The sequence below is a fragment of the Brevibacterium sp. CFH 10365 genome (assembly GCF_009299785.1).
In the GTDB taxonomy this organism is placed as follows: domain Bacteria; phylum Actinomycetota; class Actinomycetes; order Actinomycetales; family Brevibacteriaceae; genus Brevibacterium; species Brevibacterium limosum.
Window position 1 is genome coordinate 115429 of sequence record NZ_VIGO01000006.1, and the last position, 25895, is coordinate 141323.

The following is a 25895-nucleotide window of genomic DNA, read 5'->3' on the forward strand; positions in this document are numbered from 1 at the left end:
TGAAAAGACTGAGGCCGCTGCCAGTCGGCAACGGCCTCAGCACTCAAACGAGATTCATCCGAGCATCATTTGAGCTTGTCAGAGTCCTTGACGTACCCGATCTTCGTCCAGTCGGGGCTTTCGAAGCCGAAGGCACCGTAGTTCGCGAGGTCGGGATTGACGACGTAGAAGCCGTAGGACTGCCACAGCGGGATGACTCCCGCAACATCCCACAGCTTGTCATCAGCCTGATTCATCAGATCGACACGCTCGTCCTCATCGGTCGTCGTTGCTGCCTTGTTGAGGAGCTTGTCGACTTCCTTGTCCCCGATATTGCTGAAGTTCTGGCCGCCCTCGGTCTTCCAGATCGAGTCACCGCTGGACAGGAACGGATTGCCTGAATAGCCGAAGAGAGTCATATCGTACTTGCCGGGATCGATGTACTTGGCGAAGAGATCCGTCGGTGGAACCTTGTGCTCCTTCACCGTCACACCGATCTCCTTGAGGTTCTCCTGGACAACGGGCAGAACTGCTTCATTCGTCTTCGACCCGTCGTTGTAGACATATTCGAGAGTGATCGGCTCGCCGTCCTTCGTGGCCTTGCCCGAGTCGTCGTATTCGTATCCGGCATCTTCGAGCATCTTCTTCGCGCCGGCCGCGTCAGCATCTGCACGGTCTCCGGCGGTGTCCTTGTACCCGTTCTGATTCGTCATGAGCATGCGGTTGTTGAGCTGCTCGGTGTCTTTCGGGTAAGGCATCGTCGAGTTGACCGACAGGAAGATCTCTTTGCGGTCGAGGGTCTTGAAGACTGCCTGGCGCAGAGTCTCATCGGCCAGTGGTCCGCCCTTCTCGCCGTTGAGGGTGATGTGAGTCCAATCCGGTGCCGATGCACGGCGCAGCTCTGCACCGTTGTCGATCATCGGCTTGACGACAGAGTACTGGGCGGGAACTGTGGTCTCGAGGGCATCGAGCTGACCGTTCTGGAAGCTGGAGGCCGCGGCTGATGGGTCTTCGATCGTGGTGATGAGCACCGAATCGAGGGGTGCCTTGTCGCCCCACCAGTTGTCATCGGGCTCCATCTGGACGGTCTTGTTCTTCGAATCGATCTTCTTGATCTTGTAAGGACCTGCGGTGACCTTGGGCCCATCGACCCAGGCCTCGTTGAAGGTCTTGGCATCTTTGACAAGAGAGTCGGGAGCGACGTCGGCCAAGCCCTTCCAGTCGGCGTAGGGCTCCTTGAAAGTCACCTTGGCAGTGAGGTCGTTGTCGCCCTTTTCGATCTTCTTGACCTTGTCATAGCCTTCGGAAGACACGATGTTGTAGTCCTTCTTCGAACCATCCATCGTCTTGAAGACGTTTTCGATCGACGTGTAGTCGATCGGGGTGCCGTCCGACCATTTCATCCCGTCGTTGAGTTCGATTTCGACGACAAGCGGATCCTCGGAGATCACTTCGAGGCGCTTCGTATAGTCTTTGTTCGGAACGACTTCGCCCTCAGCTGTGTAGCTGTAGAGGTCCGGATAGATCATGTCCATCATGTCGTTGGTGTTGACTTCATAGCCGTCCAGGTTGAGGATGTTCCAGTTGGCCGGGAACGCATTGTTCGTCAGCCGCAGGTCGCCTCCGTCGCCGACCTCGCTGCGGTCCTTCGCGTTGATTTCGTTGCTCGACGAATCGAGTGCCTGGTCGTCGCCGCCTTCGCCTTCGCTTTCCGGCGCCTGCGAACATCCCGCTAACGCGAGCCCCGCAATCGCCACAGCGGCAACTCCGCGGGTGAATTTCTGCCTGAGAATCATCTCAATCTCCTTTGACTTCGAGGCCGCCTGTGTTGGGCGGTCCCGGCAACTGTGCTGATGAAGACCGTTCCGAACGGCCCTCGAATTGAACTGCAAGGCGGTCGTGCCTCGGTGACGTCGACTGGTCGGTACTCCTTTTCAGTGACAACGGACTGGCGGGCGGCCGGGGGCGAGTGGCACCCGGCGAGAGCGAGGAGTTCGAGCGTCATCACAGGTCACCGGAACCGGAGAACGCCTCTGCATTGATCGTGGTGTTACGTCGAGATCGTGCTGTGGCCGGATCAGGGATCGGAACTGCCGCCAGCAGCTCTCGGCTGTATTCGTGCTGAGGGTTGTCGAAGACGCTTGCGGTGTCTCCGATCTCGACGAGTTTTCCGGACTTCATCACCGCGATGCGGTCAGAGATATGGCGGACGACCGACAGATCATGAGAAACGAAGAGGAAGCTGACGCCCAATCTCGATCTCAGGTCCGCGAGCATCTTCAACACTCCGGCCTGAACGGTGACATCGAGTGCGCTGGTCGGTTCGTCCAAGACGATGAGCTTCGGCTCGCAGGCCAACGCTCGGGCGACTCCGACACGCTGACGTTGACCGCCGGAGAACTGCGCCGGATACCGGGCGGCATGTTCGGGCGCGAGACCGACGGTCGTCAACAGCCAATCGACTCGTTCATTCATGCGGGACTTGCTGTATCCCTGGACCTGCATCGGTTCCTTGAGGATGTCGCCGATCGGCATACGCGGATCCAGCGCTGCCATCGGATCCTGGAATACGACGGTCACGTCGCTGCGCATCTTGGCGCGATCGGCTCGACTCAGCGTCGAGGTGTCCATCCCATTGATCTTGATCGTGCCGTTCTGCGGTTTGCGCAGCTGCATGATCTCCAGCAGGGTAGTGGTCTTCCCCGATCCGGATTCGCCGACGAGAGCAAGACATTCGCCCTCTCGGATGTCGAAGGAGATGCCGTCGACGGCACGTTGCTCGCCGATCTTCTTTCGGATGAGCGCGCCCTTCGTGATCGGAAAGACGCGTTCGAGGTCGGTGACTTCAAGGACGACGGGACGTCTGTCTCGGGGAACGGTGTCTGCGAGTTCGACGGTGTCGGCCACTTTGGCCATGGCCGAGCCCGCGATGCTCTGCGACTCGCCGGGAGCAATGACGTCGATTCGAGGCACGGCGGCCAAGAGATCCCGAGTGTATTTCTCCTTCGGGCGGTAGAAGATCTCTTCGACGTCGCCTTCCTCCACCATTCGCGATTCCTTCATAACGAGGACGCGATCAGCGAAACCGGCGACGACACCCATGTCATGGGTGATGAGGACTGTGGCGGCGCCGATCATCTCCTGCGCCGATTTGAGGAGATCCATCACCTGTGCCTGGATCGTGACGTCGAGCGCGGTCGTCGGTTCGTCGGCGATGATGAGTTCGGGCTCATTGGCTATCGCCATGGCGATCATGGCTCGCTGCCGCATTCCTCCGGAGAACTCGTGCGGGTACTGCTTGGCGCGTCTGCCGGGGTCAGGTATGCCGACCGCGTCGAGAAGCTCGATCGCACGTGCATCAGCCTTGGCCTGCGGCACGTCGGGGTGGTGGATCCGCACGACCTCGGAGATCTGCTGACCCACCTCGTAGACGGGAGTGAGCGCCGACAGCGGGTCCTGGAAGACCATCGAGACAGTGTTTCCGCGGAGATCGGACAGCTGCCTGTCGTTGAGCGCGAACATGTCGTTGCCCAACAGGTCGATGTGGCCGGACACGCTGGCATTCGCAGGCAGCAGCCCCATCACCGCCAGCGAACTGACAGATTTGCCGGAACCGGACTCTCCGACGATGGCAAGAGCTTCGCCCTTTCTGACCGCGTAGGACAGATTCTGGACGGCATGAACGGTATTGGTTTCGGACGGAAACGATACGCTCAGATCGTTCACCGCAAGTACGGTCTCAGTCATGTGCAAGGGCCTCAGAGCTTACTGGAGTCGCTGGTGGGATCGAGAGCATCGCGCAGGGCCTCGCCCATCATATTGATGGAGATGACGAGAGCGGCGAGCACCATTGCCGGTGGGATCCAGGTGTATGGGGCGGAGATGTTGTAGTCCTGGAGGACTGTTCCCAGCGAGACCTGCGGATATTGGATGCCGAAGCCGATGAAAGAAAGACCAGTTTCACCGAGGATAGCGGCGCTGACGCCGAGGGTCGTATCGATGATGATCCAGCTGGCGATATTGGGAATGATATGTCGCAGGATGTTGACGACCGGATTGACGCCCATGAACTTGGCCGCTTCGACGTATTCCGTCTTGACCAGCTGCTGGGTCATGGCGCGCAGAACACGAGCTGTCAGCATCCAGGCGAACAGTGACAGCAGCGGGATCATCCACAGCCACGAAGCCTGCTGCAAAGCGGGGCTGAAGAGCATCATCAGCAGAAGTGCGGGGACGACGAGGAAGAGATTCGTCAGATTGACGAGGAACCCGTCGGCAATCGCGCCCCATCGACCCTTGCTGCTGACGTAACCGGCAACGGTGCCGACGAGGATCGCCAGGATCGAGGTCAGGATCGCGGTTCCGATGCCGATGACCAGTGAGATCCTCAGTCCCTGCATGGTCCGGGCGAAGATATCGAGGCCGTTCTCGTTGACTCCGAACCAGTGATACTGGGTCGGTCCTGTCAATGAGTTCGCAAGGTCGCGTTCGAACGGCCCGTACTGGTAGATCATCGGGGCCAAAACCGCGGCCAGAATCAGGAGGACGAAGGTCACCAGCCCGATCCAGGCGCCCGAATTGCGAAAGAACCTGCGTCGGATGAGTGCGCCGCGTCCCATCGGTTCGGGCACATGAACCTTCTCGGCAGCCCGATCGGGGTCGGGCACATGGGTGGGGTCGGGCGTTCCCAGCGTGGGATTCCAGACTCCTGTGCTGTCTTTACTCATCACATTCACCTCACCCTGGGATCGAGAATGCCTTGCAGGAAGTCTGCGAGGGTTGCTGACAGCAGCGTCAGCACGGCCGAGTAGAGCACGACTCCCACTGTTCCGTTCACGTCGGCCAGCGCGATCGACGAGATGGCGAAACGGCCGATGCCCTGCCAATTGAACATGAGCTCGACGAACAGCGAGCCCGCGAAAGCCGCTCCGACTGCGAACGCGAAGTACTGCCCCATGGGGATCAGTGCCATGCGCAGTCCGTGGCGGGTCATCGCCTGACCACGACGCAGCCCTTTCGCGCGCGCAGTGCGCAGATAGTCGCTGCCGAGGACGTCGAGCGCGGTGACTTTCATATACCTGGAGTACGACGCTGCGGCAGTCGCCGTGAGCACGATCGTCGGCATGACCAGAGCTTTGATCTGGTAAGAGATCGATTCCCAAGACCCGGGCTCGAGAAGCGGGTTGATGGGGTTGATGGCGGGCAGCCCCCACCCGGTGAGATCGAGGAAGCCTTGGTTGATCTGCTGGACGATGAGGATGATCACCGGCGTCGGCAGGGCCAGGATGAGGAAAGAGCCGAAGGTGAGCACCCGGTCGTCGGCCGAGCGTCGGCGAACGGCCGAGACCATTCCGAGTGCCACGCCGAGAACGGTTCCGATGATCGTGCCGATCAGCACAAGGCGCAGGCTGATGGGAATGCGGTTGAGCAGTTCCTCCCAAACCGGGACCATCGATTTGTTCGTACCGGTGGTGACACCGAGGTCACCGCGCACCAGCCCGCCGAGCCAATTCGCATAGCGCTGGAACAGTGGCACATCGGGATTGATGTTGCGTGCGTTCAGATACTGCTGCGCAGTTTCGACGGGGACTGGTTCCTTCGCGATCGGCGGGTAGAGGATGGCCTCGGGGTGCATCAGTCCTGCGGCAAGGAGGTAGGCGAAGCTCGAAGCGACGAATGCCAAGATCACGTAAGTCAGAGTTCGGATAGACATGAACCTAAGCATTGAGACTCCTGTGTCCATTGCTCAGGTTGGGGAAAGCTCTCATTCCGCGTGAAGCCTCTTTACTTTACGGTAGCTAAGTATGATGTGTACTACAGACAGGGTATCCGACATTTGGACACTTTCGGCAAGGTGGCCTAAAAAAATTTGACGTTATGCTGGATGACGTGAGTTGGGCACACATCGTCATCGTTGTCGCAGGGGCCGTTGTTGCGGTTGCCCTCGCTGATGTCATGGAGCATCGCAATCTGCCGACATGGCCGGTTGGCCTCATCGCGTTGTCCGGATTCATCATTGCCGGCATCACCTACAGTTCGTGGATTGCGGCTTCGGCACTGGGCATCGGCTGCGGGGCATTGATCGTTTCGGGACGAGGGCTCGTGCAAGCGGTCATCAAACGTCGTCGCACGGGCTCGCGCCGAAATGGAGAGGAACAAGATGCGCATCGTCGTTCTCGATGACTATCAGCAGGTGGCAGCGGAGTTCGCGGACTGGAGCGGCCTCGACGCCGACGTCGAGTACGTGCCCCGTCCCATCGTCGACGATGCTGACCTGGTCAGGGTCCTCACCGGCGCCGAGGCGGTTGTGGCGATGCGTGAGAGAACTGCCTTCACCGCCGGTCGGCTGGCACAGCTGCCGGACCTGCGTCTGCTCGTGACCACGGGAAGGGTCAACGCCTCCATCGACGCCGAGGCGGCACGGTCGCAGGGGATCATGGTCTGCGGAACCGAGTCGACCACCTCGGCGACACCGGAGCTGACCTGGGGACTCATCCTCTCGGTCCTGCGCAGCATCCCGGCCGAGGACGCCGCCGTCCGAGGCGGCGGCTGGCAGACGACGGTCGGGGGAGATCTCGATGGGCACCGTCTCGGCGTGGTCGGTCTGGGGCGCTTGGGAACGAAGGTGTCTCGGGTCGGTGCGGCATTCGGAATGGAGGTCGTGGCGTGGAGCCAGAACCTCGATCCCGAACGGGCCGAGAGCCTGGGCGTGCGCGCGGTGAACAAGGACGAGCTGTTCTCCACCGCGGACGTGGTCACGATCCATTACAAACTGAGCGAACGCAGCCGGGGGCTCGTGGGAGCTGCGGAGCTCGAGGCGATGAAGCCCGGCAGCATCCTCGTCAACACCTCCCGCGCGGGACTCGTCGACACCGATGCACTCATCACCGTGCTGGAGGCAGGCGGGATCCGGGGCGCGGGACTCGACGTCCACGACGAAGAGCCTCTGCCTGTCGATCATCGGCTGCGCAGCACGCCGCGGACCGTGCTCACCCCGCACCTGGGCTATGTCACCGAGGACACGTATCGGATCTTCTTCACTCAGGCGGTCGAGGACATCGCCGCCTGGACCGCAGGAGAGCCGATCCGCGTCCTCGGCTGAGCCGTCTCACCCGCGACGGTCGTGATCGTCGGTTCGGCCGACCGCCGTCGATCCCAGTCCGTATCAACAGCTATGGTGAGGTGAGAGGGGTGCCACACCCGCATCGCCCCTCAGCGACAGCGCGATACGAACAAAGGCAGATGCACTATGGCTGAAGAGTCCGACGGTGAGAAGACAGTCCTCGACGCGAGTCTGGAGGTCTTTCGTGCCCATGGGATGACGACGATCTTCGGGAACCCGGGCTCGAACGAGCTGCCGTTCCTCGCCGGCCTCGGGGATGACTTCCGGTTCATCCTCGGTCTGCACGAGCAGGCCGTCGTCGGTATGGCCGAAGGATACGCACGGGCCACGGGACGGCCGGCGCTGATCAATCTGCACGCCGCCTCGGGGTCGGGCAATGGGATGGGCGCCTTGACAAACGCTCACTACGGCCACGTTCCGCTGGTCGTCCTCGCCGGTCAGCAGGTGCGTCGAACCGTGGGCCAGGAGACGATGCTGGCCAACGTCGATGCCTCGATGCTGCCCGCCCCGCTGGTGAAGTACTCGCACGAGCCGCTGTCGGCCACCGACGTGCCACGCACACTGTCACAGGCGGCATTCGAAGCCGTGACGCAGCCGAGTGGTCCCGTCTATGTGTCGGTCCCGCTCGACGACTGGGACCAGCCGGCTCTTACCGACGACGAGCTGTTGACGCAGCGTTCGGTGACGACGGCGGGGACGATGTCGGAGTCGCTGCGCCGCGAACTCGCCACGGTCCTCGACGGTGCACGGAACCCGGCGCTCGTCCTTGGGCCTCAGGTCGATGCCGCCGCAGTCGATGATCCGACGGTGTTCGACGATGCGGTGGTGTTGGCCGAACGCATCGGCGCCTCCGTCTATGTCGCTCCCTCACCGACGCGGTGCCCGTTCCCGACGACCCACCCGAACTTCGACGGCGTCCTGGTTCCGGGAATCAGATCAGTGCGTGACCGGCTGTCCGGCCATGACGCGGTCCTCGTCCTGGGAGCCGCCACGTTCCGCTACCACCGCTGGGAACCGGCGAACTACCTGGAGCCGGGCACCGAGGTCATCCAGATCACCCAGGATCCGCGGGAGGCCACGCGGGCGCCGTTCGGTCGCGCCGTCATCGCGGATATCGCCACCGCGATCGCCGACCTGGCGGAGGCGACGACGGATCGAGGAACTCGCCGAGGCGACCGCGGGTCACGAGTCGTCACCGCCCATCCGCGAGCGGAGGAGGGAATGGCCGGCGCCGAGGTGCTCGAAGTCCTCAACGATCACGTCCACGACAGCATCGTCTACGTCAATGAGACGACGACCCTCGACCTCGACTACCTCGAGCGGATCGTCATCGACAGGCACGGAATGTATCATTTCCCGGCCTCGGGAGGACTGGGATTCGGGCTGCCAGTCGCTCTCGGTTTGGCCATCGGCGACCCCGAGAAGACCGTTGTCGCCACCGTCGGCGACGGTTCCGCGAACTACGGACTCACCGCTCTGTACACGGCGGCTCAGTTGGGCACGAGGACGATCTTCGTCATCGTCAACAACTCCGGCTACGGTGCGCTCTCCGGATTCGCCGAGCGCATGGGAGTTCCTGACACCCCGGGACTGACCTTGGGCACGATCGATTTCGTCTCCTTGGCCCAGGGGTACGGTGTCCCGGCCAGCAGGACGACGACTCGCGAGGAATTCGACGCCGCCTACCGAGAGGCGCTGCAGGCAGACGGGCCGGTGCTCATCGACGCCGTCGTCCTCGGCGCCGGAGGGCAGCCGGTGGAGTGATCTGCCGGCGCAGGGAACTGTGACCGAAGACGGACGAAGCCGCCGGAGAATCGGAACTCTCCGGCGGCTTCGTCGCTGCTCGGCAGACCCGGGCGGGGAGGGCCGCCTCGGCGAGGTCTCAGGTCAGCCCGATGATGGGATCGATCAGTTCACTTCGGCAGGATCGCCGGAGACGCGGCCGCCGTTTTCGAGCGCATCGATGGCTGCCACCTCGGCGTCGGTGAGTTCGAAGTTGAAGACGTCGAAGTTCTGTTCCATACGGTCGCGGTTGTTCGACTTCGGGAAGACGATGTGACCCTTCTGCAGGTGCCAGCGGATGATGGCCTGGGCCCAGGACTTCTCGTGGGCGGCGGCGATCTCACCGATGACGGTGCTCGCGTAGTCGACCTTGCCCTGTCCCAGCGGTCCCCAGGCTTCGATCTTGATGTCGTGCTCGGCCAGCAGCGGACGGGTGTCGACCTGCTGGAACTGCGGGTGGCATTCGATCTGGTCGACGGCGGGGATGATGCCGGTGTCGAGGATCTCGGGCAGGAACCGGTGGTCGAAGTTCGACACGCCGATCGAGGTGGTCAGCCCCTGATCGCGGTAGGCGGGGAAGGCCTCCCAGGTCTCGACGGAGTTGTTGTTCTGCGGGGTCGGCCAGTGGATGAGGTAGAGATCGACGTGGTCGAGTCCGAGCTTCTCCAGGGACTCGCCGAGGGCGCGCTTGGATTCTTCGGCGCCGTGGCGGTCATTCCACAGTTTGGTCGTCACGAAGAGTTCGTCGCGGGCGATTCCGGACTTCGCGATGGCCCGACCCACGCCTTCCTCGTTGCCGTAGACGGCGGCGGTGTCGATGTGGCGGTAGCCGACCTCGAGGGCGTCGGTGACGATGCGTTCGGTTTCGTCGGGGTCGACCTTGAAGACGCCGAAGCCCAGCTGCGGGATCGTCTTGCCGTCGTTGAGAGTGAGTGTGGGAACCGTCATGGTGCCGCCTTTCGTCACATTTGCGGTGGTCAGGACGAACCCGAGGATGGTCGGGCTCGCCGATTCGGCACCCGGTGAGGGTGCCGAACCGAGCCTATAACGTCACCAGAGCCCGGAGCATTCCACGCACTCTCTGCGCCACTCATCTGAGGAGGGACTGGATGAGTAGGGACTGGGGGAGTGGGAACTGGAGTGAGGACGGGTTGGGGCCGGCTTGACGGTCAGCTTCGCCCTTCGTCCTGTGCGCGCTTCTTGCCCGTGGACTCCTCGGCGGCGACCTGAGCTTCGTCGAAGACCGACGGAGCCCCGGTGCCGGTGTCTGTCTCGTCCTCGCGTCCCGGTGTGTGCAGATTGAACTTGATGATCGCCCACCGGAAGAGGAGATAGTAGACGACGGCATAGGCCAGGCCGATGACCAGCAGGAGCAGGACGGGCCCGATGCCGCCGGACAGTTCGGAGGCGCGGCCCAGGTTGAGCAGATAGTCCAAAGCACCGGCGGAGAAGCCGAATCCGGATTTGATGCCCAGCGCATTCACCAGCGCCAGTGATGTGCCGGTGAGCACGGCGTGGACCGCGTAGAGCGGGAACGCGACATAGGCGAACGCGTACTCGAGCGGCTCCGTGATTCCGGTGATGAAGGCAGTCAGCGCCACCGAGAGCATGATGCCGCCGACGACCTTGCGACGCTTCGGATGAGCGGTGCGATAGATCGCCAGGGCCGCGGCCGGCAGGGCGAACATCATGATCGGGAAGAAGCCGGTCATGAATGATCCCGTCCACTCTGCCGTGCCGTCCACGCCGGAGAAGAAGCAGGTGATGTCGCCGTGCGCGGTCTCTCCCGATGCGTTCGTGCACGAACCCAGCTGGAACCACGGCAGATTGTTCAGCAGGTGGTGCAGTCCGAATGGAATGAGGAGCCGGTTGACGGTGCCGAAGACGAATCCGGTGCCCGGATTGGCTCCGTGCTCCATGAGGAAGCCGCCCACGCCTTTGTTGATGAGCGCGTCGAAGAGGGGATAGAGGAGCCCCATGACCACGGCGATGAGCATCGACGCGACCGCGGTGACGATCGGGACGAAACGGCGACCGCCGAAGAAGCCGAGATAGGTCGGCAGCTTGATCCGGTGGTAGCGCTGATAGAGCAGAGCGGTGACGATGCCGACGACGATTCCGCCGAGCACCCCGAAGTTGATGACGTTCTCACCCTCACCGTTGTCCGAGCCGAAGCTCGGCGCCATGGCCGTGAAGACGCCGGTGAGGACCATATAGCCGACGACGGCGGCCAGTGCCGTCGACCCGTCGGCTTTCTTCGCGAAGCCGATGGCCACGCCGACAGCGAAGATCAGCGGCAGATTATCGAACAGGGCCGAACCGGCGGCGGCGAAGACCGTGGCCACCGGCAGCAGCCAGTCCGCGAACCGGCCGAGACCATCGGGACCGAGCATATCCGGCTGACCGAACCGCATCAGCAGGGCCGCGGCAGGCAGAACGGCGATCGGGAGCATGAGGGAGCGGCCGACGCGCTGGAGCTGCGCGAACCCCGGTATGGTCCTCTTGCGCTTCTTCGGTTCGTCAGCGGATGCGGTGCTCATCGGAGTCCTCCTCGGGGCGGGTCAATCGGCAGATTCGGATCGAGCGACGGCCACGAGTCGCCGTAGACTTGTGACGCAGATCGCAGAATGAGCAATCGACGCCGGACATCAGCGCCGGAGATGAAGGGGACAGGCATGGGCAAAGCAGAGCAGATTCTCGCCGGACTCGGCGGTGCCGACAACATCGACGACATCGAAGCATGCATCACCCGACTGCGCGTCGAGGTCGACGACGACTCCCTCGTCAACGAGCAGGCGCTGACCGCTGCCGGTGCATTCGGCGTCGTGGTCCAGGGAAGCGCGGTCCAGGTCGTCGTCGGTCCGGAGGCCGACAACCTCGTCGATGACATCGAAGACCTCATGGGCTGAGTCACGTCTTCGTCTCCTCTGCTCGCCGGTGAGCATCTGCTGGTCGACAGTGAGCCTTGTCTGTAGTCTGAGGTCAGTCTAGGCGAAATGCTTCTGATTTTGGAGAAAGGCGGCCTGCTGGCTATGACAGTCATGATCGCTGCACCCGTCACCGGCACGGTGACCCCACTGACGGAGGTTCCCGACCCCGTCTTCGCGAAGGCGCTCGTCGGCCCCGGTGCTGCCATCGATCCTGGCGACGCCGCGACACTGACGGTCACGGCTCCCGTCTCCGGAACGCTGACGAGTCTCAAGCCCCACGCGTTCGTCATCTCCCACCGGCCCGATCAGGGGGTGCTCGTCCATCTGGGCATCGACACCGTTCATCTGAAGGGCGCCGGTTTCACGCTCCGTGCCGAAGCCGGGCAGCAGGTCGAAGCCGGCGACGAGATCATCGTCTGGGACCTGGCCGCCGCGAGGGAGGCGGAGAAGTCCCTGGTCGTGCCGGTCGCCGTCCTCGACGCCGATGTCGATGACCTGACCCTCGCCGAGGCAGGCCCGATCGATGCGGGCGACACCCTCATCCGTGTCGGCTGAGTCGATGTATGCCTGGTGGAGGCCCCTCCGCTAAGTTGGTGAGCATGCTGGAAAGAGGATCTCGCCTTCGCCGTCGCATCGCGGCCGTCATCGTCGCCGTCGTCGGGGCCGTCGGTCTGACTGGGTGTCAGGGCCCGGATCTCACCGGCATGGTTGAGGACATCGGTGTTGTCCTGTCGGCGAAGCCGGGCGTCGAGGACGTTGAGACGAATTATCAGAACGGGTTCGATTCAGGCAAGAAAGTCATATTCAAGGTCAAGATGGCTGCCGGTGCGACAAGCACTCAAGCCCGCGATGTGGCTGCCGCACTCGATCACGAGTCCGGCGACGAATTCGATGGCTACGACCAGAAATTCAACCTGACCATGCCTGATCGGACGATCTCGATCATCGACAGGACGAACGCCGACATCATGGCGGAGAGAACTCCGCGCCTGCTGGCGCTGGCGGCCGCACCATCCCGCAGCTGGCTGAGTTGGGAGAACTACTCCGATCCGGAGACGGACGCTGATCGTCTGAGGTTTGTGGAGCAGCAGTCAGATCCTTTTGAGAACCTGAGCGCAGTGCGAGCCGAGTTCGGCTCGGAAAGTCTTCTGCTGGAGATGTCCGATACCGCCAGCGTGACGTGGTCTGTCGGCTTCCCGTTCTCGGAACAGGGCCAGAACCGATTGGAAACGGCAGTCGAACCGATTCGCGACAACACAAAGCGGATCACTATCGCAGACGATCAGGTGTCGGATTACTTCGCCGTGGTCCCGGACGGGCCCGATAAAGTCAGCCGAGTCAGGGAAAACATCGAGCGGATCGACGCCACAGCCGCTGATCCGTGGCAATTCACATGGGCTGTCGGACCTGACCCGACGGGTGCGTCTGACAGCTCATCCGGCGGAGTGATCAGCGTAGGGGGCTGTGATTACGACCCGGACTCGGAAGTTCAGCTGACCCAGGAAGCTGAGAAGACTCAGGATCAGCTGCGCCGCATCTACGACACCTGCCGCTGATTGTGCGCGCCTCACTCGACGAAGAGAGTGTGAACCTCGCCGGTATGTTCGCGTCCGCCGAGTGCGGTGAGCTCAAGGACGACGGCCGATCCGATGACCTCGGCACCGAGATCGCGCACGAGCGACTGGGCGGCTGTGAGGGTCCCGCCGGTGGCGAGGATGTCATCGATGAGGAGGACGCGCTCGCCCTTCTTCAGGACATCGGGGCCTTCGATGGTGGCGGTGCCGTATTCGAGTGTGTAGGACACGGCGGCCGCCGGTCGGGGGAGCTTTCCGGCCTTGCGGATCGGCAGGATTCCGACTCCCGTCATCGCGGAGATGGCACCGGCGAAGAGGAAGCCACGGGCTTCGAGCCCGCCGACGATATCGAACTGTCCGGCGAAGGGTTCGATGAGCGCCTCGGTGACGGCCCGCATCGCCGGACCATCGGCCAACAGCGGGGAGATGTCGCGGAAGATCACTCCCGGTTCGGGATAGTCGGGAATCGAGGTGATGAGTCTCTGGGCGCGGCTGAGATCGGATTGAGTCACGGCACAACGATACTCGGTGTCGCCATTGTGCCCTCAGCGCGGATCGGCACAATGGTAGGTACCGAAGACTGTCGTGAATCGGAGGAGTAATGACATCGGATACGACGCAGGATCGAATCGCCGAGGCATTCGCCCGGGTTCCGCGCGAACCTTTCCTGCCGACCGCGGAACGGCAGAACGCCTCCGCCAATGCGCCCCTGTCGATCGGGCACGGGCAGACGAATTCGCAGCCGAGCACCGTCGCGGACATGCTCCGGCTCCTCGATCCGCAGCCGGGCGACACCGTCCTCGACCTCGGATCAGGGTCCGGGTGGACCTCGATGCTGCTCGCCGTCCTCGTCGGACCGACGGGAAGAGTGCTCGGAGTCGAACGTCACCCCGAGCTCGTCGAATCCTCGCAGGCGGCAGTCGAAGCCGTCACCGCTGAGATCACCGACGGGACGCCGATCGCCGAGGCGGCCATCCACGAAGCCATTCCGGGAACCCTCGGTCTCCCCGGTCAGGCACCGTTCGACCGGATGCTCGTCTCCGCCGGGGCAGAGTCACTGCCCGACCAGCTCGTCGATCAGCTGGCTGTCGGCGGCACGATGGTCATTCCCGTGGCGGGGGAGATGCTCCGAGTCGTCCGTGACGGCCGCGAAGCCGACGAGCTGACGATCACTCGGCACGGCTTGTACAGATTCGTTCCACTGATCAGCGAGTGACCTCGTCGCTGTTTCGCTTTCGCCGTCGGACGATCCAGGTGGTGGTGAGAATGACGCTGGCGAACGCGAGCGGCATCAGGAAGTACAGGTCATCTGTCCGGTACTGCGGATTCTTCCACGACCACGGCAGCAGGGGGTGACCGAGCTTCGCCTCAGCCGCGACTGCTCCGCAGATGGCGGGAATGAGCACCAGCGCGAGCAACAGCCCGGACCATGACGTCTTCTCAACCGCTTCGAGAGAGGGGATGTCCAATTCGACTCCGCGCTTACGCGCATAGCGCCGAGTCGCAGCACGAGGCAGATCAAAAGTGGTTATGACGACCACCAGGATGCCCGCCCACCACAGTCCGGAGGCGAAGAACAGCAGACCGATGATTGCCGCGGTCCACCTCGTCACCTGACCGCCACGAGCTATGGCATCGCCGATGATCCGTCGTTCGTCAACCGATGGCCCTGCCTCGGCCTGGTTCTCCGTCTCTGCGTTCATGGGCGTCCTCCTCATCGACTCGAATCGTCCCGTACGCAACAACCTACTTTGTTCGAACTGGTGAGTCGAGCCTCGACTGAGTGGAGTCGGGAAGGAAGACCTCACACGAGCGAGTCGCGCCAGGCCTGATGCAGCTGCGCGAATTTGCCCGTGCCGGAGGTGAGCTCGTCGGGCGTTCCGTCCTCGATGATCCGACCGGATTCCATGACGAGTACGCGGTCGGCGATCTCGACGGTGGACAGGCGGTGGGCGATGATGATCGCAGTCCTGCCCTCGAGCACCGTGGCCAGGGCGTTCTGCACCAGCCGCTCGGACGGGATGTCGAGATGCGCGGTCGCCTCGTCGAGGACGACGACATCGGGATCGGCGAGGAACACGCGTGCAAAGGACACGAGCTGACGCTGTCCCGAACTCAACCGGCCGCCGCGCTTCTTCACATCCGTGGCATAGCCCTCGGGCAGCCTGCGGATGAACGCGTCCAAGCCGACGGCGGTCGCGGCGGCAACGACGTCGTCATCGTCGGCATTCGGGTTGCCGATGCGGATGTTGTCGGCGATGGTGCCGGCGAACAGGAACGACTCCTGAGTGACCATGACGACCGACGAACGCAGCTGCGCATCATCGAGGTCGCGCAGATCCACCTCGTCGAGGGTGATTCGGCCAGCGCTCGGATCGTAGAAGCGGGTGACGAGCTTGACCAGGGTCGACTTGCCCGCGCCGGTGGCACCGACGAGCGCAACGATCTGCCCGGCTGGGATGTGCAGATCGAATCGGGGGAGGACATCGGGGCCGTCGGCGTAGGCGAAGCGGACGCTGTCGAGGTCGAGGGTGCGACCGCTGACAGCAGCGTCACCGCTCGCGTGCGCAGGCAGCGCACGCGGCTGGGCCGGCTCGACCACCTCGGGGTCGGTGTCGAGGACCGCCGCGATCTTCTCCAACGCCGCCGAGGCGGACTGGTAGAGATTGAAAGCCTGCACGAGTTCGTCGAGCGGGCCGTAGAAGCGGCGCAGGTAGAGGATGAAGGCGGCGAGCACTCCGATCTGCGTCCACCCCTCGATGACGAGCCACGCACCGATGACGATGATCACCGTCTGCGTGATATTGCCGATCAGGCGCGTCCACCCGGCGAACCATGCGACCCCGCGCAGGGCATCGGTGTTCGCATCCCGATACCGGGAATCCTGATCGCTCAGGGTCCCGCGCCGCTCGGGCTGGCGCCGGTACGCCTGGACGGCGCGGATGCCGCCCATCGTCTCGACGAAGTGGACGATGACCTTGGCGATCGACGTCCGCGTACGCCGGTAGGCGCTGCGCTGAGTCGAATGCGCGGCCTTCGTGATGAAGAACAGCGGCACGAAGCCCGCGAAGACGACGACCGCCAGCGGCACATCGAGGACGACGAGGGTGACGGCGATGAAGAGCATCTGCAGCACCGCCAGGGCCGTCTCGAACAGCGAATACGACAGGAACTGCTGCACCGACTCCATGTCCGAGGTCTGCCGGGACACCAGCCGTCCCGAGGTCGACTTCTCGTGATAGCCCAGGTCCAGACGCTGCACATGAGTGAAGACCCGCTCGCGCAGGGTGAAGAGGATCCTCTGCGCGGTGATTCCGACGAGCCTGGTCGAGGTGAAAGCCAGAATCGCCGAGGCGACCGCTGAGACCACGAAGAGCGTGACCGCCCGAATCAGCGGGTCGAAATCGCCGTCGATCGCCGCGGGAACGCCCTTGTCGAGGGCATCGGCGATGAACACCGGACCGATGACGAGCAGAGCGGCAGTGAGCACGACGATGACGGCGAGGAAGATCGCCATCGGCAGGTGCGGCCTGACCAGCGACATCAGCAGGGAGCGCGCCTTCTTCGCAATGTCCGGAGGCAGCGCCTCGATCTCGTCGTCACTGTCGAGACGGGGCGTGCTCATGGCCGACCTCCTTCCTGTGACTGCTTCTGTGCGCGAGCCTCCGCGCCCGCAGGCGCACTCGATTGCATGCGCGGGTCGGTATGCGCCTCGACCTTCGCGCTCGCCCCCATGAGTTCGCGGTAGAGCGTCGAGGACTCGAGCAGCTGCTCGTGCGGGCCCAGGGCCGCGATCCGGCCCTCATCGAGCACGGCCACCACATCGGCCAGCGCCGCCGTGGAGGGGCGGTGAGCGATGATGAGCGTCGTCGAGTCCGGCAGAATCTCCCGCAGGGCCCGCTGCACCCGATCCTCGGTGTCGACGTCGACGGCCGAGAGCGGGTCGTCGAGGACCAGGATGCGCGGACGGCCGATGACTGCGCGGGCCAAGGCGAGGCGCTGACGCTGACCACCGGACAGAGACAGACCCTGCTCGCCGACCTGCGTGTCCAAGCCATCAGGCAGGCGGGAGACGAAGTCCTTCGCCGCAGCGATCTCGAGGGCCTTCCAGATCTCTTCCTCGCTCGCGCCCGGGGCGCCCATCTCGATGTTCTCGGCGACCGAGGTCGAGAACAGGATCGGATCCTCGAAGGACACGGACACGAGGTGACGCAGCTCGTTGACCGGCATGTCCCGGATGTCGACGCCGTCGATGCTCACCGTGCCGGCGGAGACGTCCTGAAGCCTGGGCACGAGCGAAGCCAGCGTCGTCTTCCCCGAGCCGGTCGCCCCGACGAGAGCGAGAGTCTGACCGGGTTCGATGGTGAGATCGAGACCCTGCAGAGTCAGTCGCTCGGTATCGGCGAAATGGAAATCGACATCGTCGAAGCGCAGCTTCCCGCGGAAGTGCCCGACTTCGGGAGCATCGTCGACACCACCGTCGGTGTCGGTGATGTCGTGGCGGATATCGATGACCTCCCAGTACCGGCCGGCGGCGGTCAGCGCCATGAGCGCATCGGCGAGCAGGAAGCCGAGCATCTCGATGGGCATGCGCAGCACCATCGAGATCGTCACTGCCGCCACGACCGTGCCGATCGTCGTCCAACCCTCGATGACGCCCCAGGTGCCGACGGCGACGATCGCGGCCTGAGCCAGAGTCGGCAGCAGCAGGAGCACACTCCACAGCCAGGAGTCGAGCTTCGCTTTGCGGATCTCCAAGGACTTCAGCCGAGTCGAGATCTCGGAGAAGCGCTCGGCGGCCCAGGGGGAACGGCCGAAGGACCTGAGGATGCGGATGCCCTGGATGGACTCCTCGACATCCGTGGTCACCTCGCCCATGGTGTCCTGCGACCGCCGGGAGGTCTCCCGGTAGTGCTTCTCGAAGATCGCGACCGCGATGATCGCCGGCACCGCCATGAGGATCATGATCAGACCGAACACGGGCTGCATGAGCACGAGCATGACCGTGCCGACGGCGAGCACGATCGGCGTGGAGACGAGGAACGGCAGTCCGAAGGCGAAGAAGCGACGCAGCTGGGACAGATCATTGACCGCGCGCGAGAGCAGCTGGCCGGACTCCCAGGAATCGTGGATCGCCACCGAGGTGTACTGCAGACGATCGAACAGACGCGAACGCCACGTCACCTCCCAATGAGAGACGACGGGAGCGACGACCATGCGCCGGGCCCACATTCCGACCGCCTCGGCGATGCCGATGAACAGCACCCCGAGGACCGGCAGCCACAGGGCCGACAGATCGCGGTGGGCGATGGGTCCGTCGACGATGTAGCCGGTGATCACCGGGACGACGAGCTGGATTCCGTTGGCCAGGAGAGTGAGGACGAGCACGAGGATGTACACGCCGATGCGGGAACGGAGATCAGGCCAGAAACGGAGGAGGGGGCGCACGAGAATCCAGCCTAGTCGCAGACTGTGATCTATTCCACGAATCCGGCAAACGGACTTCCTGTTTCTCTGTGCGCTGAATCGACGGAGTCTCGCCTGTCAAGCCACATTCGTCTCGGCTTCTGAGACGAAGGATTGCAAGGTTTGACACCCCAGAGTGCTGCGGGGAACTATTGAGGCATGACTCACCTTCTTGTCGTCGTTATTACTCAGCGCGCGGATCTTCCGTAGCCTGTCGAGACGACACGTTCCGCGCGCCCCTACCGAATCCGGAGGGGCTTTTTTAATGCGGAGATGAGAAGGAAACCTAGGAAGGATAGGAATCGATGGCAGCCAAGCCCTCGACCGCGAAGGACACGGGCACTCAGTCCGCGCCCACACCGGTCACAGCCACACCGTCCAGCATTCGCCGCAATACCGGCCCCGAGGTCCTCACCGGTGCTCAGGCGATCGTCCGCAGCCTCGAGAAGCTCGAGGTCGACACGGTATTCGGGCTTCCCGGCGGCACCATCCTTCCCACCTACGATCCGCTGTTCGAGACCGACAGGATCCGCCACATCCTCGTCCGCCATGAGCAGGGCGCCGGCCACGCGGCCGAAGGCTATGCGGCCGCATCGGGCAAGCTCGGCGTGTGCATCGCCACCTCGGGCCCGGGCGCGACGAACCTCATCACGGCCCTGGCCGACGCGAACATGGACTCCGTGCCGATGCTCGCGATCACCGGTCAGCAGGCCTCGTCCCTGCTCGGCACCGACGCGTTCCAGGAAGCCGATATCGTCGGCATGACGATGCCGGTGACCAAGCACAGCTTCCTCGTCACCCGCGCCGAGGATATCCCCGGAGTCCTCGTCAACGCCCACCACATCGCGACCACCGGCCGCCCGGGACCCGTGCTCGTCGACATCACCAAGGACGCGCAGACCGGCACTGCTCCGTTCGCCTGGCCGGAGGAGCCGGCGCTGCCCGGCTACCGTCCGGTCCTCAAGCCGCACGCCAAGCAGATCCGCGAGGCCGCGCGCCTGATGTCGCAGGCCCAGCGCCCGGTGTTCTACATCGGCGGCGGAGTCATCCGCTCGGAGGCCGAGAAGGAGCTGCAGCGCCTGGCAGAGGCCACGAGCATTCCCGTGGTCACCACACTCATGGCTCGCGGAGCGTTCCCCGACTCGCACCAGCTGCATCTTGGCATGCCCGGAATGCACGGCAGCGTGCCGGCCGTCACCGCCTTCCAGAAGGCCGATCTGCTCATCGCCATCGGTGCCCGCTTCGACGACCGCGTGACCGGCAAACTCGATTCCTTCGCCCCGAATGCGCAGGTCATCCACGCCGATATCGACCCGGCCGAGATCGGGAAGAACCGCGATGTGGATGTCGCCATCGTCGGAGACGCCCGTGAGGTGCTCGCCGAGATGCTCGCGGAGATGCGCAGCAAGTTCCCCAAGGCTCTCGAGCGTCAGCGTGAACCGTGGTGGCGTTTCCTCAATCGTCTCAAGCAGACCTATCCGCTCGGTTATGAGACGCACGGCGAACTCTGCGATCCGCAGTATGTGATCTCCCGGATCTCCGCTCTCACCGGCCCCGAGGCGGTCTATGCCGCAGGCGTGGGACAGCACCAGATGTGGGCGGCTCAGTTCATCGAGTTCGATCGCCCCAAGTCCTGGCTGAACTCCGGGGGACTGGGGACCATGGGCTACTCGGTGCCCGCGGCCATGGGTGCGAAGGTCGGCCAGCCCGACCGCGTGGTGTGGGCGATCGACGGTGACGGCTGCTTCCAGATGACGAATCAGGAACTGGCCACCTGCGCGCTGAACAACATCCCGATCAAGGTCGCGATCATCAACAACTCGTCGCTGGGCATGGTCCGCCAGTGGCAGACCCTGTTCTACGACGGCCGCTACTCGAACACCGACCTCAACACCGGCCACGAGACGATCCGCATCCCCGATTTCGTCAGGCTGGCCGAGGCCTACGGCTGCGAGGCGCTGCGTGTGGATCGCAACGAGGATGTCGACGCCGCGGTCGAGAAGGCGCTGTCGATCAATGACCGACCGGTCGTCCTCGACTTCACGGTCCCGCCGGATGCGATGGTGTGGCCGATGGTCGCGGCAGGTGTGTCGAACGATGAGATCGAATACGCCCGCGGTATCCGTCCCGAGTTCGACGGTGAGGGCGAAGAGGAAGCCGAGGCCGCCATCGCCGAGGCTGGAGCGAACGAAGACGGCACGGTGCGTTCCGTGGCTCAGATCGAAGGAGGCCTGGAATGAACAACAGCCGGCACACACTCTCTGTCCTGGTCGAGAACAAGCCCGGCGTGCTCACTCGGTTCACCGGACTCATCGCCCGCCGCGGCTTCAACATCCACAGCCTCGCGGTCGGTGTGACCGAGCACGACGAGCTCTCGCGGATCACCGTCGTCGTCGACGTCAACGATGTTCCGCTGGAGCAGGTGACGAAGCAGCTGAACAAGCTCGTCAACGTCATCAAGATCGTCGAGCTCGAGCCCGAGACCTCGGTGCGTCGGGCGCACATCATCTACAAGGTCAAGGCCAATGCGGCGACACGTCCGCAGGTCGCCTCGGCGGTGGAGATGTTCCGGGCGAAGATCGTCGACGTCGGCCCCGAATCCGTGAGCATCGAGGCCACCGGTGAGCTCGGCAAGGTCGAAGCGCTGCGCGAGGTCCTCGAGCCCTTCGGGATCAAGGAGATCGTGCAGTCGGGGACTGTGGCCATCGGCCGTGGGGCGAAGTCGATCACCGATCGCGCACTCCGCAGCTGATTTCGCGTTCCAACTTGTGGAACCCCGCTCATCTCAATACGTGAGCAACAGTACCGAACTGTGAAACAATGGGGGCATCACCCCGTAATCCGAAGGAGCTAGAACTATGGCAGCAGAACGCTATTACGACGACAACGCAGACCTGTCGATCATCCAGGGCAAGAAGGTCGCCGTCATCGGCTACGGCAGCCAGGGCCACGCCCACTCGCTGAGCCTGCGCGACTCGGGCGCAGAGGTCCGCATCGGACTCAAGGAAGGCTCGGCCAGCCGCGACAAGGCCGCAGCCGAGGGCCTCGAGGTCGGCACCCCCGCCGAGGTGGCCGCATGGGCCGATGTCATCACCATCGCCGCACCCGACCAGGTTCAGGCCGAGATCTTCAACAGCGAGATCAAGGATCAGCTGGCTCCCGGCAAGACCCTCGTGTTCATCCACGGCTTCAACATCCGCTACGACTACATCCAGGCTCCCGAGGGCGTCGACGTCATCATGGTCGCCCCGAAGGGACCGGGCCACGTGGTCCGTCGTGAGTTCGTCGACGGACGCGGTGTGCCCGTGCTCGTCGCCGTCGAGGTCGACGCCTCCGGCAAGGCATGGGACACCGTCCTGTCCTACGCCAAGGGCATCGGCGGCCTGCGCGCCGGCGGCATCAAGACCACCTTCACCGAGGAGACCGAGACCGACCTGTTCGGTGAGCAGACCGTGCTCTGCGGCGGTGTCTCGCACCTCGTCCAGTACGGCTTCGAGACCCTGACCGAGGCCGGCTACCAGCCCGAGATCGCCTACTTCGAGGTCCTCCACGAGCTCAAGCTCATCGTCGACCTCATGGTCGAAGGCGGAATCGCCAAGCAGCGTTGGTCCTGCTCCGACACCGCTGAGTACGGCGACTACGTCTCCGGCCCGCGGGTCATCACCCCCGAGGTGAAGGAGAACATGAAGGGCGTCCTCGACGACATCCAGAACGGCAAGTTCGCCGAGCGCTTCATGAACGACCAGAAGAACGGCGCACCGGAGTTCAAGGAGCTGCGCGCCAAGGAAGAGCAGCACCCGATCGAGGCCACCGGCCGCGAGCTGCGCAAGATGTTCGCCTGGCTCAAGGACTCCGATGACGACTACACCGAGGGCACTGCCGCTCGCTGAGTCTGATCACTCGGTTCTGATCGAAGGAGCCCCGGACGCCGCAAGGTGTCCGGGGCTCCTCCGACTCATGCCGGTGATCCCAGCGCCCGAACTTCGATCGATCGGGAGATTATCTCCGACGCGGGCGCGGAACTGGATTACTGTGGATGTGTGACGAATTACAGATTCGAAGACTTCAAGCCGACCATCGACGACGCCACCGGCGAACCGGACGAGCGAACGAGGGCGTATTTCGCCTCGACGAGCGTCGGCTTCCACGACCCCCGTTCCACGGACACGGCCTTGGTCGATCGGGTGAAGCGGGCGATCGCCGATGGCCGCCACCTCACGGCCGTCTACGCTGACAGGGAGTACGACCACGGACTCGGCTCCTCGACCCCCGTGGCGACCTTCGCGTGGTTCGAGAAGCTCGTCAATGTCGGCGGCGGACGGCTGGTTCCCGGGCACCTCATCACCTGGATCACGGTGCGCCCGACTCATCGCCGGCGCGGTCTGCTGCGCTCGCTCATGACCACCGACCTCGCCGAGGCGAAGGCGGGCGGCTACCCGTTCGCCGCACTGACTGCGACCGAGGGCGGCATCTATTCGCGTTTCGGATTCGGTGTGGCCACATGGTCGCACTCGGTCGAGGTCGACACCTCGCCCGGGTTCAAGATGGTCCGCGAACCCGATCGGCGCGTCGAGATGTGCCTGCCCAGTGAGCTGCGCGAACTGGCACCGAAGATCTACGACCGATTCATGCGCACCTCGCCCGGAGCGATGGAGCGCCAGCAGACCTATATCGAACGCGCCACGGGTGCTCTCAACGTCGAGACCGGCGAAGAGGACCGCAGCGTCCGCGCGGCCCTGCACTTCGACGAACAGAGCGAGCCCGACGGCTATGTCTCCTACAAGTTCGCCGGCTGGTCGAAGACGCCGCCGACCGTCGACATCATCGACTTCGTGGCCGTCACCGATGCGGCGTATGCCTCCCTGTGGTCCTTCCTCGCCGCCATCGACCTGTCCACGCGGGTGACCTTCGGCGAGTCCGCCGAATACTCTCCGCTGCCGTGGCTGCTCACCGATTCGCGACGCGTGAAGACCGTCGCGAGCGAGGACAACATCTGGATCCGCATCCTCGACGTCAAGTCCGCGCTCGAGGCCCGGCCCTGGTATGTGCCCGGAACGCTGACGATCGACATCGACGACTCCCTCGACCTCGCCGGGGGACGCTTTACGATCACCTCGGACGGCACCGACGCCGAGGTGACCCCTGCCTCCGATTCGACGCCGGCGGACCTGGGCCTCGGCATCGCCGAACTCGGGTCCCTGTACTTCGGCGGCGCCGATCCCGTCATCCTCGCCCGGGCAGGGCGCATCGACGAGAAGACGCCGGGGTCCGCGGTGCTCGCCAGTGCGATGTTCAGCCTGGGGCGTGCGCCGTATTCGCCGAACGGGTTCTGAGCACGGCGCACGCTCTGTTGAGCGATTCTTCCCAGAATCTGAGACCTTGTGAGGGAATCCTGAAAGTCTCATAAGGTGGACGCGTCCCGGACGCAACAGGAGGAAATCAGTGCCCAAGCCCGTCGTGCTCATCGCCGAAGAACTGTCACCGGCCACGATCGAAGCTCTCGGAGGAGACTTCGATATCCGTCACACCGAGGGCGCCGACCGATCCCAGCTCCTGCCCGCCATCGCCGACGCCGATGCGGTCCTCGTCCGGTCGGCCACACAGGTCGACGCCGAGACCATCGCCGCGGCGAAGAACCTCAAGGTCATCGCCCGCGCCGGAGTCGGACTCGACAACGTCGATGTCCCCGCAGCCACCTCGGCGGGTGTCATGGTCGTCAACGCTCCCACGTCGAACGTCATCTCCGCGGCCGAGCTGACGATGGCCCATATCCTCGGTTCGGCTCGCTACTTCGGCGCCGGCAACACCTCGCTGAAGGCGGGGGAGTGGAACCGGAAGAAGTACACCGGCGTCGAACTCTACGAGAAGACTCTGGGCATCGTCGGCCTCGGACGCATCGGCGGTCTCGTCGCCGAACGCGCGAAGGCCTTCGGGATGCGGCTCGTCGGCTACGACCCCTACATCACTCAGGCCCGTGCGGCGCAGATGGGCGTCGAGGTCGTCGACCTGCCCGGTCTGCTCGCCGTGTCCGACTTCGTCACCGTGCACATGCCCAAGACGCCGGAGACGATCGGCATGATCAGCACCGCAGAGCTCAAGGCCGCCAAGCCCGGCGCCCGGTTCATCAACGTCGCCCGCGGCGGCATCATCGACGAGGCGGCGCTGGCCGAGGCCGTGGCCGACGGCGAGGTCGGCGGCGCCGGAATCGATGTCTGGAACGTCGAACCGCCAGAGCACTCGGCTCTCATGGACCTCGACGCCGTCAACGTCACCCCGCACCTGGGCGCCTCGACTCATGAGGCTCAGGAGAAGGCCGGTGTCGCCGTGGCGAAGTCCGTGCGCAAGGCCCTGGCCGGGGAACTCGTCCCCGATGCGGTCAATGTCGCAGGCGGCGCCATCCACGAGGATGTGCGTCCGGGCATCCCACTGGCCGAGCGTCTGGGGCGGGTCGTCAACGCTCTGGCCGATTCCTCGGTCACGCACTTCAAGGTCGAGGTCAACGGCGAGATCGCCGACAAGGACGTCTCCGTCCTCAAGCTCTCGGCGCTCAAGGGCCTATTCAAGGACGTCGTCTCCGACCAGGTCTCCTATGTCAACGCTCCGCTGCTGGCGGAAGAGCGCGGAATCGGCGTCGAGCTCGTCACCGATCCGTACTGCGAATCGTTCCGCAACATCACCCGCCTGACCGCGACGACGAGCACCGGGCAGCGGATCTCCGTATCCGGTACCGTGACCGGTCCGAAGCTCGTGCAGAAGCTCACCGAGGTCGACGGCTATTCGCTCGAGATCGAGCTGACCGACAACCTGCTGATCTTCCGCTACGAGGATCGCCCGGGAATCATCGGTCAGCTGGGTCTGGCACTCGGCGCCAACGACGTCAACATCGCAGGCATGCAGGTCTCGCCGGCGTCGACGAGCAACGAGGCGCTGTCCGTCCTCGCCGTCGATTCGGTGGTCTCCGACGAGGTCGTCAAGGCCGTTGCCGGCGCCGTGAATGCCTCGGCCTTCACCGGCGTCTCGCTGCAGGAGGACTGAGACCTC

The 25895-nt window shown here is 63.9% G+C and carries 22 protein-coding genes; 12 read left to right on the plus strand and 10 right to left on the minus strand.

The window, feature by feature from the left end; all coding sequences use genetic code 11:
- Positions 1 to 65 precede the first annotated feature (65 nt).
- From FHG09_RS13300 to FHG09_RS13315, 4 genes are all read right to left on the minus strand, one after another.
- The gene (locus FHG09_RS13300) at positions 66 to 1775 is read right to left on the minus strand and encodes an ABC transporter family substrate-binding protein (protein ID WP_152348139.1); all 1710 of its coding nucleotides are present in this window, start codon (positions 1773 to 1775) and stop codon (positions 66 to 68) included.
- 208 nt (positions 1776 to 1983) lie between these two features.
- Positions 1984 to 3726 carry an ABC transporter ATP-binding protein gene (locus FHG09_RS13305; protein ID WP_152348140.1) on the minus strand — a complete coding sequence of 581 codons (1743 nt, stop codon included), beginning with the start codon at positions 3724 to 3726 and terminating at the stop codon, positions 1984 to 1986.
- Between the two features lie 11 nt (positions 3727 to 3737).
- Complete coding sequence (locus FHG09_RS13310) at positions 3738 to 4706, minus strand: ABC transporter permease (RefSeq protein ID WP_152348141.1); 969 nt, start codon at positions 4704 to 4706, stop codon at positions 3738 to 3740.
- Positions 4707 to 4711: 5 nt separating this feature from the next.
- Positions 4712 to 5692 carry an ABC transporter permease gene (locus FHG09_RS13315; protein WP_152348142.1) on the minus strand — a complete coding sequence of 327 codons (981 nt, stop codon included), beginning with the start codon at positions 5690 to 5692 and terminating at the stop codon, positions 4712 to 4714.
- A 164-nt stretch (positions 5693 to 5856) separates the two neighbouring features.
- Here FHG09_RS13315 and FHG09_RS13320 point away from each other — a divergent pair, with 164 nt between their 5' ends.
- The 3 genes from FHG09_RS13320 to mdlC all read left to right on the plus strand — a co-directional run bounded on the left by FHG09_RS13320 (position 5857) and on the right by mdlC (position 8866).
- Positions 5857 to 6162 carry a hypothetical protein gene (locus tag FHG09_RS13320; protein ID WP_152348143.1) on the plus strand — a complete coding sequence of 102 codons (306 nt, stop codon included), beginning with the start codon at positions 5857 to 5859 and terminating at the stop codon, positions 6160 to 6162.
- Positions 6140 to 7081 (plus strand): D-2-hydroxyacid dehydrogenase family protein, encoded by a 942-nt coding sequence (locus FHG09_RS13325; protein ID WP_152348144.1) that lies wholly within the window; start codon positions 6140 to 6142, stop codon positions 7079 to 7081. Before FHG09_RS13320 ends, FHG09_RS13325 begins: the two co-directional genes overlap by 23 nt.
- A 147-nt stretch (positions 7082 to 7228) precedes the next feature.
- Positions 7229 to 8866 (plus strand): benzoylformate decarboxylase, encoded by a 1638-nt coding sequence (mdlC, locus tag FHG09_RS13330; protein WP_152348145.1) that lies wholly within the window; start codon positions 7229 to 7231, stop codon positions 8864 to 8866.
- Positions 8867 to 9010: 144 nt separating this feature from the next.
- Here mdlC and FHG09_RS13335 read toward each other — a convergent pair whose 3' ends face one another.
- The gene (locus FHG09_RS13335; RefSeq protein WP_152348146.1) at positions 9011 to 9832 is read right to left on the minus strand and encodes an aldo/keto reductase; all 822 of its coding nucleotides are present in this window, start codon (positions 9830 to 9832) and stop codon (positions 9011 to 9013) included.
- Positions 9833 to 10053: 221 nt separating this feature from the next.
- Positions 10054 to 11424 (minus strand): PTS transporter subunit EIIC, encoded by a 1371-nt coding sequence (locus FHG09_RS13340; protein WP_152348147.1) that lies wholly within the window; start codon positions 11422 to 11424, stop codon positions 10054 to 10056.
- Positions 11425 to 11559: 135 nt separating this feature from the next.
- On the opposite strand from FHG09_RS13340, the gene FHG09_RS13345 reads away from it, so the two are divergent.
- The 3 genes from FHG09_RS13345 (at position 11560) to FHG09_RS13355 (ending at position 13370) form a co-directional block, all read left to right on the plus strand.
- Positions 11560 to 11793, plus strand: a complete 234-nt coding sequence (locus FHG09_RS13345; protein WP_152348148.1) for a PTS transporter subunit EIIB — start codon at positions 11560 to 11562, stop codon at positions 11791 to 11793.
- Positions 11794 to 11925: 132 nt separating this feature from the next.
- Entirely contained in the window at positions 11926 to 12369 is a 444-nt protein-coding gene (locus FHG09_RS13350; protein WP_227492760.1) for a PTS glucose transporter subunit IIA, read from the plus strand.
- 38 nt (positions 12370 to 12407) lie between these two features.
- Entirely contained in the window at positions 12408 to 13370 is a 963-nt protein-coding gene (locus FHG09_RS13355; RefSeq protein WP_152348150.1) for a hypothetical protein, read from the plus strand.
- 11 nt (positions 13371 to 13381) lie between these two features.
- Here FHG09_RS13355 and FHG09_RS13360 read toward each other — a convergent pair whose 3' ends face one another.
- Entirely contained in the window at positions 13382 to 13900 is a 519-nt protein-coding gene (locus tag FHG09_RS13360; RefSeq protein ID WP_152348151.1) for an adenine phosphoribosyltransferase, read from the minus strand.
- Positions 13901 to 13989: 89 nt separating this feature from the next.
- Here FHG09_RS13360 and FHG09_RS13365 point away from each other — a divergent pair, with 89 nt between their 5' ends.
- The gene (locus FHG09_RS13365; RefSeq protein WP_152348152.1) at positions 13990 to 14604 is read left to right on the plus strand and encodes a protein-L-isoaspartate O-methyltransferase family protein; all 615 of its coding nucleotides are present in this window, start codon (positions 13990 to 13992) and stop codon (positions 14602 to 14604) included.
- Here the strand turns inward: FHG09_RS13365 and FHG09_RS13370 are convergent.
- From FHG09_RS13370 to FHG09_RS13380, 3 genes are all read right to left on the minus strand, one after another.
- The gene (locus tag FHG09_RS13370) at positions 14594 to 15091 is read right to left on the minus strand and encodes a hypothetical protein (RefSeq protein ID WP_152348153.1); all 498 of its coding nucleotides are present in this window, start codon (positions 15089 to 15091) and stop codon (positions 14594 to 14596) included. The two genes, FHG09_RS13365 and FHG09_RS13370, sit on opposite strands and share 11 nt — an antisense overlap.
- Positions 15092 to 15192: 101 nt before the next feature.
- Complete coding sequence (locus FHG09_RS13375; RefSeq protein ID WP_152348154.1) at positions 15193 to 17013, minus strand: ABC transporter ATP-binding protein; 1821 nt, start codon at positions 17011 to 17013, stop codon at positions 15193 to 15195.
- Complete coding sequence (locus FHG09_RS13380; RefSeq protein ID WP_227492761.1) at positions 17010 to 18836, minus strand: ABC transporter ATP-binding protein; 1827 nt, start codon at positions 18834 to 18836, stop codon at positions 17010 to 17012. The genes FHG09_RS13375 and FHG09_RS13380 overlap by 4 nt, the downstream gene beginning before the upstream one ends.
- Before the next feature lie 323 nt (positions 18837 to 19159).
- Here FHG09_RS13380 and FHG09_RS13385 point away from each other — a divergent pair, with 323 nt between their 5' ends.
- The 5 genes from FHG09_RS13385 to serA all read left to right on the plus strand — a co-directional run bounded on the left by FHG09_RS13385 (position 19160) and on the right by serA (position 25889).
- Positions 19160 to 21094 carry an acetolactate synthase large subunit gene (locus FHG09_RS13385; RefSeq protein WP_152348156.1) on the plus strand — a complete coding sequence of 645 codons (1935 nt, stop codon included), beginning with the start codon at positions 19160 to 19162 and terminating at the stop codon, positions 21092 to 21094.
- The gene (ilvN, locus tag FHG09_RS13390; RefSeq protein WP_152348157.1) at positions 21091 to 21606 is read left to right on the plus strand and encodes an acetolactate synthase small subunit; all 516 of its coding nucleotides are present in this window, start codon (positions 21091 to 21093) and stop codon (positions 21604 to 21606) included. Before FHG09_RS13385 ends, ilvN begins: the two co-directional genes overlap by 4 nt.
- Positions 21607 to 21712: 106 nt before the next feature.
- On the plus strand, positions 21713 to 22744 hold the full coding sequence (gene ilvC / locus FHG09_RS13395) for a ketol-acid reductoisomerase (RefSeq protein WP_152348158.1): 1032 nt from the start codon (positions 21713 to 21715) through the stop codon (positions 22742 to 22744).
- 150 nt (positions 22745 to 22894) lie between these two features.
- A complete protein-coding gene (locus FHG09_RS13400; RefSeq protein ID WP_152348159.1) occupies positions 22895 to 24187 on the plus strand; it encodes a GNAT family N-acetyltransferase in 1293 nt (430 codons plus the stop codon).
- A gap of 109 nt (positions 24188 to 24296) precedes the next feature.
- Entirely contained in the window at positions 24297 to 25889 is a 1593-nt protein-coding gene (serA, locus tag FHG09_RS13405) for a phosphoglycerate dehydrogenase (RefSeq protein WP_152348160.1), read from the plus strand.
- The last annotated feature ends 6 nt before the right edge of the window (positions 25890 to 25895 follow it).